At 61.5% G+C, this 16,538-nt stretch carries 18 protein-coding genes; 9 read left to right on the top strand and 9 right to left on the bottom strand.

The window, feature by feature from the left end:
• Positions 1 to 95 precede the first annotated feature (95 nt).
• From AC1Q6X_RS19215 to yacG, 6 genes are all read left to right on the top strand, one after another.
• Positions 96 to 746: a DJ-1/PfpI family protein gene (locus tag AC1Q6X_RS19215; RefSeq protein WP_492498152.1), complete on the top strand. Its 651-nt coding sequence runs from the start codon at positions 96 to 98 to the stop codon at positions 744 to 746.
• A gap of 47 nt (positions 747 to 793) precedes the next feature.
• Positions 794 to 1,384 (top strand): DUF2867 domain-containing protein, encoded by a 591-nt coding sequence (locus AC1Q6X_RS19210; protein WP_070290185.1) that lies wholly within the window; start codon positions 794 to 796, stop codon positions 1,382 to 1,384.
• A 285-nt stretch (positions 1,385 to 1,669) separates the two neighbouring features.
• Positions 1,670 to 2,539 (top strand): prepilin peptidase, encoded by an 870-nt coding sequence (locus AC1Q6X_RS19205; RefSeq protein ID WP_070290267.1) that lies wholly within the window; start codon positions 1,670 to 1,672, stop codon positions 2,537 to 2,539.
• Positions 2,540 to 2,561: 22 nt separating this feature from the next.
• The gene (coaE, locus tag AC1Q6X_RS19200) at positions 2,562 to 3,209 is read left to right on the top strand and encodes a dephospho-CoA kinase (RefSeq protein ID WP_492498151.1); all 648 of its coding nucleotides are present in this window, start codon (positions 2,562 to 2,564) and stop codon (positions 3,207 to 3,209) included.
• Positions 3,210 to 3,271: 62 nt separating this feature from the next.
• On the top strand, positions 3,272 to 4,027 hold the full coding sequence (gene zapD, locus AC1Q6X_RS19195; protein ID WP_070219363.1) for a cell division protein ZapD: 756 nt from the start codon (positions 3,272 to 3,274) through the stop codon (positions 4,025 to 4,027).
• 18 nt (positions 4,028 to 4,045) lie between these two features.
• Positions 4,046 to 4,237 (top strand): DNA gyrase inhibitor YacG, encoded by a 192-nt coding sequence (gene yacG / locus AC1Q6X_RS19190; protein ID WP_492498170.1) that lies wholly within the window; start codon positions 4,046 to 4,048, stop codon positions 4,235 to 4,237.
• A 3-nt stretch (positions 4,238 to 4,240) separates the two neighbouring features.
• Here the strand turns inward: yacG and AC1Q6X_RS19185 are convergent, their stop codons facing one another.
• The 5 genes from AC1Q6X_RS19185 to argJ form a co-directional block, all read right to left on the bottom strand.
• Positions 4,241 to 4,663 (bottom strand): type II toxin-antitoxin system VapC family toxin, encoded by a 423-nt coding sequence (locus tag AC1Q6X_RS19185; protein ID WP_139143048.1) that lies wholly within the window; start codon positions 4,661 to 4,663, stop codon positions 4,241 to 4,243.
• Between the two features lie 6 nt (positions 4,664 to 4,669).
• Positions 4,670 to 4,879, bottom strand: a complete 210-nt coding sequence (locus tag AC1Q6X_RS19180) for a FitA-like ribbon-helix-helix domain-containing protein (protein WP_070219361.1) — start codon at positions 4,877 to 4,879, stop codon at positions 4,670 to 4,672.
• 121 nt (positions 4,880 to 5,000) lie between these two features.
• The gene (locus AC1Q6X_RS19175; RefSeq protein WP_492498150.1) at positions 5,001 to 5,423 is read right to left on the bottom strand and encodes an NUDIX domain-containing protein; all 423 of its coding nucleotides are present in this window, start codon (positions 5,421 to 5,423) and stop codon (positions 5,001 to 5,003) included.
• The gene (locus AC1Q6X_RS19170) at positions 5,420 to 6,301 is read right to left on the bottom strand and encodes an ATP-binding protein (RefSeq protein ID WP_121668507.1); all 882 of its coding nucleotides are present in this window, start codon (positions 6,299 to 6,301) and stop codon (positions 5,420 to 5,422) included. The genes AC1Q6X_RS19175 and AC1Q6X_RS19170 overlap by 4 nt, the downstream gene beginning before the upstream one ends.
• On the bottom strand, positions 6,298 to 7,536 hold the full coding sequence (gene argJ / locus AC1Q6X_RS19165; RefSeq protein WP_070290173.1) for a bifunctional glutamate N-acetyltransferase/amino-acid acetyltransferase ArgJ: 1,239 nt from the start codon (positions 7,534 to 7,536) through the stop codon (positions 6,298 to 6,300). The genes AC1Q6X_RS19170 and argJ overlap by 4 nt, the downstream gene beginning before the upstream one ends.
• Positions 7,537 to 7,850: 314 nt before the next feature.
• On the opposite strand from argJ, the gene AC1Q6X_RS19160 reads away from it, so the two are divergent.
• Positions 7,851 to 9,122, top strand: coding sequence for an alpha/beta hydrolase (locus AC1Q6X_RS19160; protein ID WP_492498149.1), 1,272 nt, complete (start codon positions 7,851 to 7,853; stop codon positions 9,120 to 9,122).
• Positions 9,123 to 9,208: 86 nt separating this feature from the next.
• On the opposite strand, the gene secA is transcribed toward AC1Q6X_RS19160, so the two are convergent.
• Positions 9,209 to 11,980 carry a preprotein translocase subunit SecA gene (secA, locus tag AC1Q6X_RS19155; protein ID WP_121668506.1) on the bottom strand — a complete coding sequence of 924 codons (2,772 nt, stop codon included), beginning with the start codon at positions 11,978 to 11,980 and terminating at the stop codon, positions 9,209 to 9,211.
• Between the two features lie 279 nt (positions 11,981 to 12,259).
• Between secA and AC1Q6X_RS19150 the strand changes: the two genes are divergently transcribed.
• Positions 12,260 to 12,769: a DciA family protein gene (locus tag AC1Q6X_RS19150; RefSeq protein ID WP_070222473.1), complete on the top strand. Its 510-nt coding sequence runs from the start codon at positions 12,260 to 12,262 to the stop codon at positions 12,767 to 12,769.
• Between the two features lie 109 nt (positions 12,770 to 12,878).
• On the opposite strand, the gene lpxC is transcribed toward AC1Q6X_RS19150, so the two are convergent.
• The 3 genes from lpxC to AC1Q6X_RS19135 form a co-directional block, all read right to left on the bottom strand.
• Entirely contained in the window at positions 12,879 to 13,814 is a 936-nt protein-coding gene (lpxC, locus tag AC1Q6X_RS19145; RefSeq protein WP_070222474.1) for a UDP-3-O-acyl-N-acetylglucosamine deacetylase, read from the bottom strand.
• 75 nt (positions 13,815 to 13,889) lie between these two features.
• The gene (locus tag AC1Q6X_RS19140) at positions 13,890 to 14,732 is read right to left on the bottom strand and encodes a DMT family transporter (protein ID WP_230506405.1); all 843 of its coding nucleotides are present in this window, start codon (positions 14,730 to 14,732) and stop codon (positions 13,890 to 13,892) included.
• A gap of 150 nt (positions 14,733 to 14,882) precedes the next feature.
• Positions 14,883 to 15,656 carry a helix-turn-helix transcriptional regulator gene (locus tag AC1Q6X_RS19135; RefSeq protein WP_070312910.1) on the bottom strand — a complete coding sequence of 258 codons (774 nt, stop codon included), beginning with the start codon at positions 15,654 to 15,656 and terminating at the stop codon, positions 14,883 to 14,885.
• Between the two features lie 104 nt (positions 15,657 to 15,760).
• Between AC1Q6X_RS19135 and AC1Q6X_RS19130 the strand changes: the two genes are divergently transcribed.
• Positions 15,761 to 16,528: a class I SAM-dependent methyltransferase gene (locus AC1Q6X_RS19130; protein WP_492498148.1), complete on the top strand. Its 768-nt coding sequence runs from the start codon at positions 15,761 to 15,763 to the stop codon at positions 16,526 to 16,528.
• Positions 16,529 to 16,538: the final 10 nt, after the last annotated feature.

Raw genomic sequence — 16,538 nt, 5'->3', positions numbered from 1 at the left:
GATATTTGACGGACTTAGTCACAACTGCGGACGCAAAAAAAAGTGGTGCTCGTCCGTGGTCTCATTTTGAATCAACGCAAACGGCGGAGCGCAACATGAAGAAAATAGTCATCGTGATTTTTGATCATTTCACCGATTTGGATTTGTTCTTGATGTGGGACATCCTCGGGAGGAATAAGACGGATTGGCAAGTGAAGATATTGGGAACAAAGGAAGCGCATCAATCCGCAAACGGTCTGATTATCAAGACCCACGGGTGCATCAGCGAAGCGAATGACGCAGACCTTGTATTGTTTTCCAGCGGTAAAGTTGGCGTGAAAGGCGCTATCGCCGACCAGGATTTCATGCGTGCATTTTCCCTGAATCCAGATACGCAGCTCATCGGATCGATCTGTGCCGGCTCCTTCATTCTTGCCAAGTTGGGTCTGCTGGCAAAGGGGCCAGCCACGACGCATCCCGATGCCAAAGAGGAACTGCAAGCCCTGGGAATTGAGGTTCTCGATTTGCCCCTGGTATGCAAAGGAAATGTGGCGACCGCAGGTGGCTGTTTGTCTGCCGTGTATCTGATCGCTTGGGCCGTTGAGGCCTTGTTCGGGCGGGACAAACGTAAAGAAACACTCAGAGAACTTATTCCGGCCGGCCAAAGCACAATCTATGAACGACTAATTGATACGAGTATTCGAGACGCCATTGCCCCGAAAGCAGGCGTTGGCGCAATATTAGACGGAGCATTCCGGCCCATGTGACCACTATGCAAGCACTCCGTTCGCCAGTGCACGTTTGCAAACTTGGAATGCGCGCCAATCAAAACAACCGCAGTCCGACCGTCACTCACTTTACAGAGAGCGTTTTATTCATGACAAACGAAGCAAACAAAGTCTTCCTCATTGCCGCACCGGCAGCAGCCATGTCGGCGTCAGGATTGACGCGCATTGATTTCTCCGACGGCTATTCCGGTCAGGGGGATCGAACCTACGTGGACGCCGAACAAGCGGGGCGCGCCGTGTTCGCTGAACCGCATCGCATGCTCACCTGGCTCATTATTCTGCGCAACGGAATCGTCGCACCGTTGGGACTAAAGAAAAGTATTAGCTTTAGCGATCGCGGGCTGGGCAAGATTGGCATGTTTCCGATTATTTCAAGTACGGGCACTGAAGTCGTCGTCGGTGGTGACGACAAGCATCTGGATTTTCGGATCTGGATAAGCATTCAACCGAGTCTGAAAGGATCGGAAGTGACGATTTCAACCTTGGTTAAAATAAACAATCTCTTGGGAAGAGTTTATTTGTTTATCATCATGCCGTTTCATAAGCTCCTGACTCGCTCGCTGTTGGCGCGCGCGGTCAACCGGCGCGACAAGGTGCACCGTAAGCCAGAAAGGTGACCTCATTGTTGCCGCCAACCGAATATTGACCATCTAAAGGCGGCGCAGGAGTTTCCAGCGTCCGGTTTGCGGGACAGCCTCCGCAAGCCGGGTGACAAACCCACACATCGGTGAGCGACTGGAAGAATTCGATCCACGCGAAAACTACCGCCGCCATGCTGGCCCGACGTCATCCCTCGACCAGAACCCTGCGCAAAACATCCCCATGCGCCGGCAGATGTTTTACACTGCGGCAGTGCCAAGCAATGTTTGCGCGGCAATATCACCACCTCAGACAACTCCACCATGCTGCAAGATACCCTGCTGTTCGCCGCGCCCGGCAATTTGCCCGTCACCCTCGTCGCCGCCCTGTTCGGCCTGATCGTCGGCAGCTTCCTCAACGTGGTGATCCACCGCGTGCCGAAAATGATGGAGCGCGACTCCGCTAATTATGTGGCGGAAGAAAGCGGCTTGCCCTTGCCGCACACGGACCGCTACAACCTGATGCTGCCGCACTCAAACTGCACCGCTTGCGGCCACCGCATCACGGCCAAGGAAAACATCCCCGTCATCAGCTACCTGCTGCTGCGCGGCAAATGCAGCGCCTGCAAGGCGCCCATCTCCGTGCGCTATCCGCTGGTGGAGCTGCTGACGGGCGCGCTGTCGGCCCTGTTGATCTGGCATTTCGGCAGCGGCTGGACGGGCCTGGCCACGCTCGTGTTTGCCTGGCTGCTGATCGCCATGACCTTCATCGACGCCGACACGCAAATGCTGCCCGACGACCTGACCTTCCCCCTGCTGTGGGCCGGCTTGCTGGTCAACATCAACGGAACTTTCGTGCCGCTGCAGGACGCCGTCATCGGCGCGGCCGCCGGTTATCTGGCCCTGTGGGCCGTGTACTGGGCCTTCAAGCTGGCGACAGGCAAGGAGGGAATGGGCTATGGTGACTTCAAATTGCTGGCGGCGCTCGGTGCGTGGCTGGGCTGGACCATGTTGCCGACGATCATATTGTTGTCGTCGGTGGTGGGCGCCGTGGTCGGCATCGGCCTGATCGTGTTTGCCAAGCGGGGGCGCGACAAGCCGATTCCCTTCGGCCCCTATCTGGCGGCGGCGGGTCTGATTGCGCTGCTGTACGGCACGCCCCTGTCGCGCCTCACGCTGGGCCTGACCAGCTGACCAGCCCCTTATGGATACACACATGCAATTACAAAACGCCCCCTATTTCAGCGTCGGCCTCACCGGCGGCATCGGTTGCGGCAAGAGCACGGTGGCCGACCTGTTCGCCGCGCGCGGCGCCTCCATCGTCGACACCGATCAGATCGCACACAGCCTGACGGCGCCGAATGGCGCGGCCATGCCAGCCCTGGTGGCGGAATTTGGGCCCGGCTACGCCGATGCGCGCGGCGCCCTCGACCGTACAAAAATGCGCAACCTCGTGTTTTCCGACGCCGCCGCCAAGGCGAAACTGGAAGCCATCCTGCACCCGCGCATCCGCCAGGCCACCCTGACGGCGGCGGCAGAAGCGACGGGCAGCTACGTGATCTTTGCCGTGCCCCTGCTGGTCGAGTCCGGCGGCTGGGTGGAGCGGGTCAACCGCGTACTGGTCATCGATTGCCAGGAAAGCCTGCAAGTGTCGCGCGTGATGGCGCGCAATGGCTTATCGGAAGAACAAGTCAAAGCCATCATGGCCACGCAGGCCACGCGCGCCATGCGCCTGGCGGCGGCGGACGATGTGATCGACAATAATGGCGATTTGGCGGCCCTGGCGTCGCAGATTGCCCAGTTGCACGATTTATATCTGGCATTTTCAAAAAGAATGGCTGGAATCGGGCCGCAACGTTTGTAATTTGTCGACGCTTGGTTCAAAATCACGGGATTGTTTGCAGGTCCTTACTTAAGGGAATTATTTTGATTGTCTACGAATACCCTTTCAACGAACGCATACGTACCTTGTTGCGGCTGGAAGACCTGTACGACAAATTCAAGTTCTTCATCCAGCAAGAGCATGCAATGCAACATCATGTTGCCTTGGCAACTATTTTCGATATGCTTGAAGTGGCCGGCCGCGCCGACCTGAAGTCGGACCTGCTGCAGGAACTCGAGCGCCAGCGCCAGAGCCTGCTGGGCTACCGCAGCAATCCGAACGTGGAGCCGGAAACCCTGGATGCCATCCTCGGCGAACTCGACAGTGTCAGCGGCGCCCTCGTGGCAGCGCAAGGCAAGACGGGCCAGAATATCCGCGACAATGAATGGCTGATGAGCATCCGCGGCCGCACCATCATCCCGGGTGGCGCCTGCGAATTCGACTTGCCGTCGTACTTTGCCTGGCAAAAACGCAGCTGCGAGCAGCGCCTGACCGATATCCACGCGTGGTTCGCCCCGCTGGCACCGCTGTTCGACGCGCTGGCCCTGGTCTTGCGCCTGCTGCGCGATTCCGGCGGTCCCGTCAAGCTGATCGCCAATGGCGGCAGCTACCAGCAAATGCTGCAAGGCAAGGTGTATCAGATGCTGCGCTTGAGCCTCGATGAAAACAGCGGCGCCATCCCGGAAATTTCCGCCAACAAATACATGCTGTGGGTACGCTTCACTACCCAGGGCGGCGACTTGAAACCCAAGCCGCTGGAAGAAGATGTACCATTCGAGCTCACGCTCTGTAATTTTTAACTGTTACTTATTTGCCCCATCATGACCGTCGTTAACTGCCCTACCTGTGCCGCCAAAGTCAAATGGACTGAAGCCAATAAATACCGCCCCTTCTGCTCGGAACGCTGCAAGCAGATCGACCTGGGCGCCTGGGCCGAAGAGAAATACACGATCCCCGCCGCCGATCCGTTCGAAGATCCCCTGGCAGACGAAGACAACAAGCCCCAGTAAGCTTCATTTGAATGGATTTTCCAGGCGCAGCCCCTGCGCCGCGAAACTGTCGAGCCTGCCGCTGACCACCGTCAAGCCATAGGCAATACCCATCGCCGCGATCTGTCCATCGACGCCATGCGCGTGACTACGGCCATGCAGACGCGCGCACACGAGCGCGCAATCGAGGTCGAATTCCAGCAGCCGCGGCGCATATTCCGCCAGCACGGCTTCCAGCCAGCCCTCCAGCGCCAGTGCTTCCAGCGCCGCTTCGCGCCGCCAGCTGCACTGTATGCCTGCGCGCAATTGCGCGATCACCTGCACCGGCACATAACGCAACTCCGGCGCTACCCGCTCGAAAAAATCGGCCACGCCCGCCGGCGCAGCACTGCCCTTGCGCGCAGCAACGATCACATCCGTATCGACCAGATAAGCGGGCATAGGCATGGCGCATCAGGGGCGGCGCTCGAAATCCGCATCCAGGCCCACGTCGGGCATGCCGCGTAGAATATCGTCGAGCGGGCGCTTCGGCAAGGGCCGCAAGGCGCTGCGCAGGATGTCGCGGTGCTCGTCTTCGATGCTGCGCCCATGCGCGCGGGCACGCTTGTGCAAGGCGGCAATCAGCAATTCATCGGTATCGGTAAAGGTCAGTGTCAGCGGCATGCGAGACTCCCCCGGTGCTTGATGAAAGCACTGTAGCGCAAAGCGCGCGCGATACAAGGAAAGTCACAGCAAAGCTTGCGCCAGCACGCAGCATGGCGCTGCCCGCCGGCACAAGTGGAGATCAGGCAGGTATCAGGGATTCCCGGCGTACCGCGTCGAGCCATTCCAGCAGGGGAATGGTGGCCGGCAGCAAGGGTTCCACGCCGACCGTGCCCTGCCAGGCGAACGCCTGCCCTTCCAGGCTTTGCGGCTCGCCACGCCAGTTGCGGCTGATATAGAAATGCAGGCGCACATGGGCGTGCGGATACACATATTCGACGCCGCACCAGGGCTCGGCGCTGTCGATATACAAGCCCAGCTCCTCGACAAACTCGCGCTTCAAGGCGTCCAAAATGGCTTCGCCCGGTTCGACTTTACCGCCAGGAAATTCCCAATAGCCATCATACGGCTTGCCGGCCGGACGCTGGCCCAGCAGCACGTCGCCATTCGGTTTCATCAGGATGCCAACGGCCACATCGACCGGTTTCACTTTCATCTCGCTCATTGCGGCAGCTTTCCCGCAGGTAGTTTCCCAGCATAATCGCGCGCGAATTGCCACGCCACCCGGCCCGAACGCGAACCGCGCTGCAAGGCCCAGCGCAGGGCGTCGCCGCGCGCTTGCGCGATCTGTTCCGGCGTGCAGCCGAACGAAGCGAGCCAGTGCGCCGCGATGTCGAGATAATCGTCCTGCTTGAACGGGTAGAACGACAGCCACAGGCCGAAGCGCTCGGACAGCGAGATTTTCTCTTCCACCGTCTCGCCCGGGTGCAAATCGCCATCGTCGTCCGTCTTGTAGCTGCTGTTGTCCGACATGCGCTCGGGCATCAGGTGACGGCGGTTCGAGGTGGCGTAGATCAGCACATTGTCCGATTGCGCGGCGATGCTGCCGTCGAGCGCCACTTTCAGCGCCTTGTAGCCGCTTTCGCCCTCTTCGAACGACAGGTCGTCGCAAAAGATGATGAAGCGCTCGGGACGCGCCGCCACCAGGTCGACGATGTCGGGCAAGTCGGCCAGGTCCGCCTTGTCCACTTCGATCAGACGCAGGCCCTGGCCGGCGAACTGGTTCAGGCATGCCTTGATCAGCGACGACTTGCCCGTGCCGCGCGCGCCCGTCAGCAGCACGTTGTTGGCGGGGCGACTGGCGACGAACTGGCGCGTATTCTGCTCGATCTGCGCTTTTTGCGTGCCGATGTTATGCAAGTCATCCAGGGCGATGGACGACACGTGCGCCACCGCCTGCAGATGGCTGGCGGCACCCTGCCGCCGGCGCCAGCGGAAGGCAAAGCTGTTCCAGTCGGTCGCCGGCAAGGCCGGCGGCAAGATCGACTCCAGGCGCGCCAGTACCCGCTCGGCGCGGATCAGGAATTGATCGAGGGCGGTCATGAGCGGTAGTCGGCGTTGATCGACACGTAGTCATGCGACAAGTCGCACGTCCACAGGGTAGCCGTGGCATCGCCGCGCGCCAGCTTGACGCGGATGGTGATTTCGCTTTGCTGCATCACGCGCTGGCCATCCTGCTCCTGGTAATCGGGGTTGCGGCCGCCGTTCTTGGCCACCCACACGTCGTCCAGGTACAAGTTCAATTGACCCACGTCCAGGTCGTCCACGCCCGCGTAGCCGATGGCGGCCAGGATGCGGCCCAGGTTCGGGTCGGAGGCAAAGAACGCGGTCTTCACCAGCGGCGAATGGGCGATGGAATAGGCGATCTTGCGGCATTCTTCCACGTTGCGGCCGTCCTCCACGGTCACCGTCATGAACTTGGTGGCGCCTTCGCCGTCGCGCACGATGGCTTGCGCCAGGAAAGTCGACAGTTCGGTGACGGCGGCCGCCAGTTCCGCATAATGCGGCGAATCGATGGAATCGATGACCAGGCTGCCGGCGCCCGTGGCGACCAGCATGAACGAGTCATTCGTGGACGTATCGCCGTCGATGGTGATGCAGTTGAACGACTTGTCGGCCGCCTGTTTCACCAGCTGGTCCAGCACGGGCTGGGCCACGGTGGCGTCGAACGCGAGGAAACCCAGCATGGTGGCCATGTTCGGCTTGATCATGCCGGCGCCCTTGCTGATGCCCGTCAGGGTCACCGTGTGGCCACCGATGGTGACCGTGCGCGAACCGGCTTTCGGCTGCGTGTCGGTGGTCATGATGGCTTCGGCGGCCGAGAACCAGTTATCCGAAGTCAGCGCGGCCACGGCTTGCGGCAAGCCGGCGACCAGACGCTGCACGGGCAGCGGCTCGAGGATCACGCCGGTGGAAAACGGCAGGATTTGCTGCGGCGTGCAGCCCAGCAGCTCGGCCAGCGCGGCGCAGCTGGCCTGCGCGTCGGCCAGGCCCGATTCGCCCGTGCCCGCATTCGCGTTGCCCGTATTGACCAGCAGCGCGCGGATCGGCGCGGCGCCGGCCGTCACTGCCGCCAGGTTGGCTTTCGAGATTTGCACGGGCGCGGCGCAGAAGCGGTTCAGGGTAAACACGCCGGCCACGGTGGCCGTCGGCGCCAGTTTCAATACCAGCAAATCCTTGCGGTTGGGTTTCTTGATGCCGGCTTCGGCAACACCGATTTCAATGCCGGCGACGGCTTTCAAGTCGGCGGCGACGGGCTTGGGAGAATTGACGGCCATATGAGTTCTTCTGCGAGGGAAAAGGGAAGCGCTATTGTAGCGCCTTCGCGGCGCGGGTGAACATGCGGCAAGTGAATAGTCGCGCCAGCCACGGCAGCGTCGAGACGGGCCGGTGGTGCGGCCAGGCTTGCGATTTATCAGAACCATGCCGCCTGGCGGCGCTAAGGTATGGGAATGGATGATGGCGAGCCTTGCAATCGCACCGTCCAGGGAAGGATGTCATGATGCAGGGGCGGTCAAACCGGATGCAGCGCAGCGCTTCAGACCTGTCGTGCCTGTTGCGCCCGCTATCCCTGCTTTGCCTGCTGGCCTCGTTGACAGCCTGTACGGTGCTGCGTGGCCCGGCAGATGGCGCCAGCATCCACGTCACCGAACAGGCATCCGAAGCGCCGCCTGCCCCGCCGCCGCCACCACCGCCCGCTCCTGCCGCGGCAGCGCCTCACGCGCCAGCCACTACCGCAGGGCGGCGGCCACCGTTTGCCAGCCCGGGGAGCAGCGCATGGTCGGGCACGGGCGGCCTGCTCGGCAACCTCGGCAAGCTGTTCGGCAGCATCGGCAGCGGTGGCACGCCGAGGTCCGACAACGATGCGCCGCCGCCCGGCGCCACGCACGTCACCGTGTATTACGCCACCGACCGGCAATACCAGCGCAAAAGCCGCAATTATGGCTGGCAGCCCAACCGCGTGGCGCCCTACCTGAGCTATGGCAGCGTCGTCGTGAGTATCCCGGAGAAAAGAGCGCCGGGCGAGCTGCCGCTGCCGCCCTGGTACGCCATCCTTGCCAGCGACAATGCGCAAAAATATGTGCTGATCAAGGAAACCACGCGCCTGTCGCGCGCGGATTTTCTCGCCGCCGTCAAGGCCAGGATACGGGCCGCCCCGGAACGGCACGCCGCCTTCATCTACATCCACGGCTACAGCAACTCGTTTGACGACGCCGCCCGGCGCACTGCGCAGATGGCGGTCGACCTCGATATCGGCGCCCTGCCCGTGTTCTACAGCTGGCCATCGAAAGGCACCCTGGCCGGCTATGAGTTCGATGAAAATGCCGCCGAATGGACGCAGGCGCACCTGCAGGCCTTCCTGGCCGACTTCGCCGAGCACTCATCCGCCACCGATATCTACATCATCGCCCACAGCATGGGCAACCGCCCGATGACCGTGGCCCTGGCCAACCTGCTGGAAAAGCGCCCCGAACTGCGGCCCCTGTTCAAGCAGGTGGTGCTGGCGGCGCCGGACATCAATGCCGACATCTTCCGCGAGCAGATCGCCCCCCGTTTTGCCAGCCTCAAGCTTCCCGCCACCTTGTACGCGTCCGCGAACGACAAAGCCATCCGTGCTTCCTACAATTTTGCCGACTGGGACAGGATAGGCGACATCCGCGGCCCCGTCGTCGGCATCCCCGGCATGGAACTCGTCGATGCCTCGGCCGTCATCATGAATTTCATGGGACACGATTACTTCGCCAGCAACCGCGTCCTGCTGACCGATATCGCCACCATGATCAAGACGGGGCAACGGGCCAGGAACCGCGGCGGCTTGAAAGGCATTCCCTCGCAGGCGCCGCAATACTGGGCCTTTCCCTGAGCAGGGATCAGGCACAATAAATATGCCGGACATAAAAAAAACGGAGACCGCAGTCTCCGTTTTTTGTTCACGCTGACAAACCGCGCTTAAGCCAGCTTGCCGTGGCAAGCCTTGTACTTCTTGCCGCTGCCGCAAGGGCATGGATCGTTGCGGCCGACCTTGACGCCCATGCTCACGCTCATGTCGTCGACATACTGGTCGTTGCTGTCGCCAGCCGTCGGCGCCAGCAGTTCTTCCGGCGCCGCGTTCGGGTCGAATTCGGCGTGCTGGTAGTGCACGTTTTCCACGTGCGACTGCTGCATCGCCTGTTCGGCCGCATCGACTTCTTCGCGCGACTGGATACGCACCGTCATCACGTGTTTCGTGACGTCGTTCTTGATCATGTCGAGCATCTGGCCAAACAGTTCAAACGCTTCGCGCTTGTATTCTTGTTTCGGGTTCTTCTGCGCATAACCGCGCAGGTGAATACCCTGGCGCAGGTGATCGAGCGCCGCCAGGTGTTCGCGCCAGTGGCTGTCCACGCTTTGCAGCATGACATTGCGCTCGAAGCCGCCAAACGATTCCTTGCCGACGATATCGATCTTCGACTGGTACACGGCATCGGCCGCGGCCAGCACTTTTTCCAGGATCTCTTCGTCCGTCAGGGTCGAATCGGCTTCCAGCATTTGCTGCAGCGGCAAGTCGAGCTGCCATTCGCTGGCCAGGGTGTTTTCCAGGCCCTTGATATCCCACTGCTCTTCCACCGATTCGCGCGGCACGTATTCGTGCACCAGGTCGGTGAACACGCCATGGCGCAGCGAGCCGATCATCTCGGAAATATCGGTCGTTTCCAACAGCTCGTTACGCTGCTGGTAGATGACCTTGCGCTGGTCGTTGGCGACGTCATCGTATTCCAGCAATTGCTTGCGGATGTCGAAGTTGCGCGCTTCGACCTTGCGCTGGGCCGACTCGATCGAACGCGAGACGATGCCTGCCTCGATCGGTTCGCCTTCCGGCATTTTCAAACGGTCCATCACGGCGCGCACGCGGTCGCCGGCGAAGATGCGCAGCAGCGCGTCGTCGAGCGACAGGTAGAAGCGCGAGGAACCCGGATCGCCCTGGCGGCCGGCACGGCCACGCAACTGATTGTCGACGCGGCGCGATTCGTGGCGTTCGGTGCCGATGATGTGCAAGCCGCCCGCATTGACCACGTGGTCGTGCAGCGACTGCCACTCATCGCGCAAGGTCTGCGACTGGGCTGCCTTGTCGGCGTCGCTCAGTTCAGCATTGGCTTCGATGAACTTGATCTGGTTTTCGACGTTACCGCCCAACACGATGTCCGTACCGCGGCCTGCCATGTTGGTGGCGATGGTGATGGCTTTCGGACGGCCTGCCTGGGCGATGATTTCCGCTTCGCGCGCATGCTGTTTCGCGTTCAGCACGTTGTGCGGCAAACCGGCCTTGGTCAGGATGCCCGACAGCAGTTCCGAGTTCTCGATCGAGGTCGTACCCACCAGCACGGGCTGGCCGCGCTCGTAGCAGTCGCGGATGTCGTTCAACATCGCGTTGTATTTTTCCGCCGACGATTTGTAGACCTGATCCTGGCGGTCCTTGCGCTGCAGCGGACGGTTTTGCGGAATCACGACCGTTTCCAGGCCGTAAATTTCCTGGAATTCGTACGCTTCGGTATCGGCCGTACCGGTCATGCCGGCCAGCTTGGCGTACATGCGGAAGTAGTTCTGGAAGGTGATCGAGGCCAGGGTCTGGTTCTCGTTCTGGATCTTGACGCCTTCCTTCGCTTCGACGGCCTGGTGCAAGCCGTCGGACCAGCGGCGGCCCGTCATCAGACGGCCCGTGAATTCATCGACGATCACCACTTCATTGTTCTGCACCACATAGTGCTGATCCTTGAAGTACAGCGCATGCGCGCGCAGGGCCGCATACAGGTGGTGCACGAGGGTGATGTTGGCCGAATCGTACAGCGACGCGCCTTCCGGCAGCAGGCCCATCTCCATCAGGATGCCTTCGGCCTTTTCGTGGCCGGCTTCCGTCAGCAGCACCTGGTGCGCTTTTTCATCCTTGGTGTAGTCGCCCGGCACTTCAACCTTGCCCTTGCCGTCCGGCGTTTCTTCGCCGATCTGCAGGGTCAGGCGCGCAGGCAGTTCATTGATCTTGTGATACAGGTCCGTGTGGTTCTCGGCCTGGCCCGAAATGATCAGCGGCGTACGCGCTTCATCGATCAGGATCGAGTCGACTTCATCGACGATGCCGAAGTTCAGGCTGCGCTGCACGCGCTCGCGCGCTTCGTAGACCATATTGTCGCGCAAGAAGTCGAAACCGAATTCATTGTTCGTGCCGTACGTGATGTCGGAGTTGTACGCCTGCTGTTTGGCGCTGTGCTCCATCTGCGACATGTTCACGCCCGTCGACAGGCCCAGCCATGCATACAGGCGGCCCATGGTCTCGGCATCGCGCTGCGCCAGGTAGTCGTTGACGGTGACGATATGCACGCCCTTGCCCGACAAGGCATTCAGGTAGGCTGGCAAGGTTGCCATCAGGGTCTTGCCCTCGCCCGTGCCCATTTCCGCGATCTTACCGAAATGCAAGACCATGCCGCCGATCATCTGCACATCGAAATGGCGCATGCGCAGGACGCGCTTGCTGGCCTCGCGGCAAACGGCAAAGGCTTCCGGCAACAAGGCATCGAGCGATTCGCCAGCGGCGATGCGTTCCTTGAAGGCAGGCGTTTTCGCTTGCAGCTCGGCATCCGACAGCTTTTCGATGGCCGGCTCGAGCGCATTGATCTCGCGTACCGTTTTTTGGTATTGCTTGAGCAGCCGCTGGTTGCGGCTACCGAAAATCTGGGTCAGTAATGACATGCTTGAATTCTTGAAAAAACGCCGTTAAAAAAAGCTCGGTAGGGAACAACGAGGTAGTAATCGCGTCACCGCACGGAGTTCGACTATGACAAAAGACGATGATTTTATCATGCGTTCCCGCCAAGGTTGGGGTAATGCACCATATAACAATAGCTTAATGACAAACAAATGGCAGAAATTGCGGACATTTCCCATACTGTAAGGCAATACGGCCTGCCCGCCTGCGCCGCACCCGCCGCCGCACTCGTCATGCGCGGGCGAGTGTGCTATGTTTCGGCCATGCGAACTCCCACTTATTCTCCGGCGCCGCGCCGCGGCTACGGCTTTGCCCGTTCCGGCCCGGCCGCGACGGGGGCAACCGATTTTCTGCGCGGCAACGCGACGATGGCTTCCCTGATGCCCACCGTCACGCGCCTGGCCGCCCTGCAGAAAGATTGCGCCAAGGCCTTGCCGGCGATGTTCGAGCATTGCGACATCCTGCAATTCGAAGGCGGGCAGCTGGTGCTGGCCACGCCGAACGCGGCGCTGGCGGCCAAGCTCAAGCAGCAATTGCCGAAACTGCAAGGGGAACTGGAAAGAAAGGGCTGGCAGATTTCAGGCATCAAGCTGAAAGTGCAAGTCATCAAGAGCATTGCGCCCATCGTGCATACGCGGGCACTGGTCTTGCCGGAAAAAGCCATGTCGGCCCTGGAAGAGCTGAGCACGGCATTGCCGCCATCGAAGCAGAACGAGCAGTTGATCGCGGCGCTGCGCAATATGGTGCGCCACCACCGCGAACCTAAAGATTAGCAACGCCAGGCGGCAGCACGTAGGTCGGATTAGGCCCTTCGGGCCGTAATCCAACAACATTGTTGGCGCCTGCGGGATTGTCGGATTACGGCCTGCGGCCTAATCCGACCTACGTCAACGACCACTCGCGCTCCATCTGCCGCAAATACGACTGCGGCGCCGCCTCGTTGGTATCGAACGAGACGATTTCATACGATTCCGGCTGTTCCAGCAGCGCCAGCAGCAGCTGGTTGTTCAGCGCGTGGCCCGACTTGTGCGCCGTGTAATATGCCAGCAAGGGATGGCCCACCAGGTACAGGTCGCCGATGGCGTCGAGGATTTTATGACGCACGAACTCGTCTTCATAGCGCAGGCCATCGGCGTTGAGGATGCGGTACTCGTCCATCACGATGGCGTTTTCCAGCGAACCGCCACGGGCCAGGCCCATGCCGCGCAAGCTTTCCACGTCTTGCATGAAACCGAAGGTGCGCGCGCGCGCCACGTCGTGCACGTAGGACACGTCGCCGAAGTCCACCGAGGCGCGCTGCATCGTGCCATCGACGGCCGGGTGGTTGAATTCGATGAAGAAATCGAGCTTGAAGCCGTCGTACGGCGACAGGCGCGCCCATTTTTCCGCGTCGCCCTTGCCTTGACGCACTTCCACGGGCTTGATGACCTTGATGAATTTCTTCGGCGCCTGCTGCTCTTCCACGCCGGCCTGCTGCAGCAGGTAGACGAAGGACGAAGCGGAACCGTCCATGATGGGAATTTCTTCCGCATTCACGTCGATCACCATATTGTCGATGCCCAGGCCGGCTGCGGCCGACATCAGGTGTTCCACCGTGGAAACCCTGGCGCCGTCCTTGATCAGTACGGACGCCATGCGCGTATCGCCCACGGCCATGGCGCTGGCGGGAAACTCGACGATGGGATCGAGGTCGATGCGGCGAAACACGATGCCCGTGTCGATCGCGGCGGGACGCAGAATCAGCTCGACCTTGGTGCCGGAGTGCAAACCGACACCGATGGTGCGGACCTGTTGTTTGATGGTGCGTTGTTTTAACATCTGTCGATTATATCTATTTGCCGGATTTTCGTTGCGGTGCGGCATGGCTCACGCCAGAAATACCACAACCGTTCCTCACGGATGTTCGCTTTCCGCATGCACGGCTTCGCGCCGCACCAGGTAAATGCCGCTGCCGATGATGATGGCCGCGCCGATCAAGGTGTATTCGTCGGGCAAGGCGCGCCACAGCATCCAGTCCAGGGCCATGCCCCAGGCCAGGGCCGAGTATTCGAATGGCGCCACGCTCGATGCCTTGCCAAAACGAAAAGCTTCCGTGATGGCCAGCTGGCCCAGGAAGCCGCTCAGCGACAAGCCGGCCAGCAGCCACCAGTCTTCGCGGCGGATGCTCACCCATTCGTGCGCCGACAAGGCCACGCCGCCGGCGGCCATCATCACCATCAGCCAGAAGACCATGCTTTCGCTGGCATCCGTGCGGCTCAGGATGCGGCCCGTGACGGCGGAAATGGCGTAACAGGCGGCCGAGCCCAGTACGGCCAGCCCGGCCAGCGAAAAGAATCCCGAACCGTCGGGACGCAGCGCCACCAGCACGCCCAGCAGACCCACGGCGATGGCGCACCAGCGCGCGAAGTCGACTTTTTCCTTCAAGATAAAAACCGACAGCACCGTGATCAGCAAGGGCGCAACAAAAAACAGCGCATACGTCTCGGCCAGCGACATGCGCTTCAAGCCATACGCGAACAGGGTAATCATCAACACGCCCAGCGCGCCGCGCAGCAAGTGCAGCGGCCAGCGCACCTTCAGCACATTCTTGAACGCGCCCCGGTACAGCAGGTACAGGCAAACGAGCGGCAAGGACGACAGGGCGCGCAAGGCCGTCACCTGCATGGGCGGATAGTGGGCGGACAACAGCTTCATGGCCGTGTCCATCAGGGAAAACATGGCGACGGCGACCAGCATCACATAGATGCTGCGCAGGTTAGGATTGCGGGGTATCAGGACAGACTCCTGGCGAAAGAGCGGGACCGTCATCATGGCGACGGCCGGAGCCAGGACAGCATGGCAAGGCCAAACCATCAAGCCGATTATAGCAAGCGCGGCCGCTTTACCTTATGACACAGGCAACAGCATCACCAGCTTCAGCTCATGCTGGCGCGCCAGGTGCAAGGTCACCTGATTGAACTCCAGCAGCCCCTGCTGCGCATGCTGGAAGCGGCGCAAGCCCCCGTCGCGGCCCTGCACCTGCTGCGCGCCCCACCACAGGCGAAATTCAGGGCTGGCATCGGCCAACTCCGCGATCAGGCCAGCCAGCGGCGCCTGGTCCGCCTGGCGTCCGATATCGGCACGAAACTCCGCCACCAGCCGCCGCGCCCGCTCGGGCCAGCCGACGATCAGGTCGCGCGCGCCAGGCTCCAGGAACATGAAGCGCAGCTGGTTCGGCGCGTCCCCGTCGCCATGCAGCCAGCCCGTGAACAAGGCGGACGCCGCTCCGTTCCACGCCACGGCGCTCCATTCGCGGTCGAGGATGTAGGCGGGCGCGTCGATGGCGGCGACGATGGCGGCCAGCTCGGCGCTGGCAGGCCCGCCGCCCTCGCCTGTGCCATGGCTGGGGTCATGCTTGTCGGCCACCTCGAACAGATAGGCGCGCTCGGCCGCGCTCAGCTGCAGTACCTGCGCCAGGCGAGAAAGCATCTTGGCCGACGCCGACACGGGCCGCCCCTGCTCCAGCCACGTCAGCCAGGTGGGACTGACGTCGCACAGCTGCGCCAGTTCCTCGCGCCGCAAGCCGGGCGTGCGCCGGCGTCCTCCACCGGGCAAGCCAGCCATGGCGGGGGTGACGGCTTCGCGCCGGGCGCGGATGAATTCAGCGAGCTTGTTCGACATGATGGCGGTGCATGGTAGTAGATATACCAGTATAAGTTATGGTCTTGTTACAGGATAATTTTATCCCTATTCTGCAGGAACTCACCCATCAACAGGAGAAAACCATGCAGCAGCACGATGTCGTTACCGAACAGTTTGGCAAGACAGCCCATGCCTACCTGAGCAGCGCGGTGCACGCGCAAGGCGCCGACCTGGTGCTGATGCAGGAATGCGCACGCCGCCACGGCCGGCCGGCCGTGCTGGACCTGGGCTGCGGCGCCGGCCACGCCAGCTTTGCCGTCGCCCCCGTGGCGCAATCGGTGGTCGCCTATGATCTGGCGCAGCCCATGCTCGACGTGGTGGACCACGCCAGGGCGCAGCGCGGCTTGCACAATATCCGCACGCAACAGGGCGACGTCGCGCATCTGCCGTTTGCCGACGCCAGCTTCGACATGGTCGTCACGCGCTTTTCCGCGCACCACTGGAACGACGTGGCGGGCGCCCTGGCCGAAGCGTGGCGCGTGCTGCGCCCGAACGGCACGTTATTGGTGGTCGATATCGTGGCGCCCAAGACGGCCCTGTACGACAGCACCTTGCAGGCGGTGGAAATGCTGCGCGACGCCTCGCACGTGCGCGACTACCGCACGTGCGAATGGGGCGCCAAGTTCGACAACGCGGGCTTTACGCACAGCTTGCGCAGCGTATGGAAACTGACGATGCAGTTCGACGAGTGGGTGGCGCGCATGCGCACGCCGGACGAGCGCGTGGCGGCCATCCGCAACCTCTTCGATGGCGCGCCCGAGGAAGCGCGCCGGTATTTCGCGCTGCAGGACGACTATTCGTTCAGCATCGATGCGGCCATGTTCGAAGCGACCAAGCCATCGGTACAGTAAACGTAAAAAC

The sequence above is a fragment of the Janthinobacterium sp. GW823-FHT06H09 genome (genome assembly GCF_058794735.1).
Note: the sequence above shows the minus strand (reverse complement) of the source record. Positions and strands in the feature narration are given on the sequence as shown.